4 protein-coding genes are annotated in these 2,777 nt (G+C 70.9%); 2 read left to right on the forward strand and 2 right to left on the reverse strand.

The annotated features are described in order from the left end of the window. A partial coding sequence (locus V7004_RS15605; RefSeq protein ID WP_334145166.1) for a hypothetical protein occupies positions 1 to 348 on the forward strand: 348 nt, incomplete at its 5' end. A 29-nt stretch (positions 349 to 377) separates the two neighbouring features. On the opposite strand, the gene V7004_RS15610 is transcribed toward V7004_RS15605, so the two are convergent. Then, on the reverse strand, positions 378 to 1,493 hold the full coding sequence (locus V7004_RS15610; protein ID WP_334145168.1) for a DUF1214 domain-containing protein: 1,116 nt from the start codon (positions 1,491 to 1,493) through the stop codon (positions 378 to 380). A 42-nt stretch (positions 1,494 to 1,535) separates the two neighbouring features. Next, positions 1,536 to 2,555, reverse strand: a complete 1,020-nt coding sequence (locus V7004_RS15615) for an NADP-dependent oxidoreductase (protein WP_334145170.1) — start codon at positions 2,553 to 2,555, stop codon at positions 1,536 to 1,538. Positions 2,556 to 2,592: 37 nt separating this feature from the next. Between V7004_RS15615 and V7004_RS15620 the strand changes: the two genes are divergently transcribed. Then, positions 2,593 to 2,777: hypothetical protein (locus V7004_RS15620; protein WP_334145172.1), on the forward strand; the 185-nt coding region annotated here is incomplete at its 3' end.

Genomic DNA, 2,777 nt, shown 5'->3' on the forward strand with positions numbered 1-2,777 from the left:
ATCCTGCACCTGGCGAACTTCCCCCTGCCCCCGGTGCGCGGCGACTACGGCGGAGGGGCGGTTGAGCTGATGGGTCGGGGCGGGATCTTCATCTCGTTGCTCGAGCACGATCCCGCCGAAGCGTCGAGCGCGCTGTTCCGGCACTCGGGCATCCCCTGGCCGCTGCGGGAGTCCGACTTCGACCCCCGTCAGATGCAGCGCACCATCAGCGGGCAGGCGGGCTGCCAGCGGTTCTTCACCCACGCCGGGCGGGCGTTCTGCCTGTACGTGGCGATCGGCAGCTACGCGCTGCGATCGGTGCTCGTGCCGGAGGTCAACGCCGCGCTGGCCACCGTCGAGCTGGGCTGAGCCGGCCGGGCACCGTCGGACCGCGGGGCTCAGCCCGCGTGGCGCACCACGGCCGAGACGGGTGAGGGCGAGCCGTCCGCCAACTGCCAGCGGAAGTAGACGAAGCCGGTGAGGTGGCCGGCGGTGTCGACCCAGTTCGGCTCGCCGGGATCGTCGGGCCCGATGAGGATCCGCCACGACCCGTCGGGCTCGAGGGTGATCTGGCGGGCGTTGAGCGAGACCCGGTGGTAGCGGGCGTCGTAGGACTGCATGTACGGGTTCCACACCTGCACCCCCCACCACACCGACTCCGGCGACCGGCCCCGCAGCTCGAGGACCTGTCCCGGCTCCAGCCGGTAGAAGCCGTAGGCGTGGAGGTTGTCCGGCGTGGACCACGGCCCCGCGGCCTGGTGCGGCTCGCAGATCGTGTTGAAGGCGTCCGGTGAGTCGGGGGCGGGGAGGGGTGCCAGCCCGGTCCAGCCCCGGACGTGGTTGGTCACCGCCCGTAGTCGGTCAGCAACGGCGGCGAACGACAGCGGTGGCGGGGGAGCCACCGGTGCCGGTGCACCACGGTCGTCGATGGCCTCGATGGTGAACGACGCCGGTCGCTCGGTGGCGGGGTCGAAGAAGTACTGGCGGGCGATGACCGAGATCGTGTCGGGAGCGAGCTCGATCGCCGGCTCCAGCTCGGGGCGGGCGCTCAGGATCAGCTCGAAGCGGTCGTCGGGCCCGGGGGCGAAGGCGGTGTGGTTGAGGTTCCCGACCACCCGCTCGGCCGGGCTGCCGTCGGCTCGGCCGCCGTAGACGCAGAACCCGAGGTAGCACTCGTCGCCTCGCCGGCCGGTGATGCGGTAGCTGCGGGCCGGGTCCAGCAGCGCCAGGTGGTAGAGCGAGTCGGTGTTGTCGCCACCGAACTTGCGGGTGGGGGTGATCATGCGGATGAACGCCGGCCGGTCGGCGTCGCCGTGGAGGAAGAACTCGAGTCCGGTGGCCAGCAGGTCGAGCACATGGACGTAGCCCTCGGCGCGGGTGATCTCGTCGTCCCATCCCCGACCCGGGCGATCGAAGCTGGCCTCGAGGCCGGCCAACAGCCCGAGCAGCTCGCGGTAGGCGGCCGATGCGTCGTCGGGTGGTGTGGGTGGCGGTTGGCCGGTGCCCTCGCTCATCGGCCGACGACGCTACCCGCCGGTGCCCCCTCGGGGCGCCGATCAGGGCTCGGGGCCGACCTTGACCACCACCTTGCCGATGTTCTCGCCCGTGAACAGCATGTTGAGAGCGTTCGGTGCCTCCTCCAGACCGTCCACGATGTGCTCCCGCCAGCGCAGCAGGCCGGCCTCGGCCCATGCCCGCAGCTGGTTGAAACACTCGGGGAACCGGTCCCAGTGGTCGAGGGTGATGAACCCTTCCATCCGCCCTCGGCGCGAGATCAGGTTCAGGTAGTTCGACGGCCCGGGCGGCTTGCCCTGCTCGTTGTAGACCGCGATCGCCCCGCACAGCACCACCCGGCCGTGCATGTTGAGCGCGCCGAGCACCGCGTCGAGAACCGCCCCGCCGACGTTGTCGAAGTACACGTCGACCCGATCGGGGCAGGTCTCGCGCAGCCGGGCGGGCACGTCCTGCGTGCGGTGGTTGATGCACGCGTCGAAGCCCAGTTCATCGACCACCCAGGCGCACTTGTCGTCTGATCCTGCGATGCCCACGACCCGGCAGCCTTTGATCTTGGCGATCTGGCCCGCGAGCGACCCGGTGGCCCCGGCGGCGGCCGATACCACCACGGTCTCGCCCTCCTTGGGCTGCCCGATGTCGAGCAGCCCGAAGTACGCCGCCGCCCCGGTGGCCCCGAAGACGCTCATCATGGGCAGCAGCGGTGTGCCTGGCTCGAGGCGAGTGGTGAACACGTCGTCGCGGCAGATGCCGTACTCCTGCCAGCCCGGCATCGAGTACACGATGTCGCCCACCTCGAAGGCATCGCAGCGGGACTCGACGATCTGCCCGATCCCGCTGCAGCGCACCACCTCCCCGAGCTCCACCGGGGGGAGGTAGCCCTCGGCCCGGCTCATCCAGGTCCGCACTGTGGCGTCCATCGACAGGTACACCGTGCGCATCAGGGCTTCGCCGTCGTCGAGCGCCGGTGGCGGAGCCTCGACCAGCTCCACGTCATCCTCGGAGACGAGGCCCTCAGGCCGGCGTCGCAGGACCAGCTGGCGGTTGGTCTCGGGTCGTGCCATACCTACTGGATAGCTCACCGCGTACCCTGGCGCGCTCATGTGGCGTTCCCGGCGGCAGACGGCCATCGCAGCAGCCGACCTCGTGGCCATCGCCTCGGCGCTGGCGCTGGTGCTCGGGGCCTGCTCGGCCCGCGACCGGGACGAGGCTGTCCGGTCCGGCTCCGATCAGGCTGAGACGTCGCTGCCCGTCGAGACGACCACCACCGCACCCCCGACCACGAC

Source organism: Rhabdothermincola sp. (assembly GCF_036846205.1).
Taxonomy (GTDB): Bacteria; Actinomycetota; Acidimicrobiia; order Acidimicrobiales; family Acidimicrobilacustridaceae; genus Rhabdothermincola.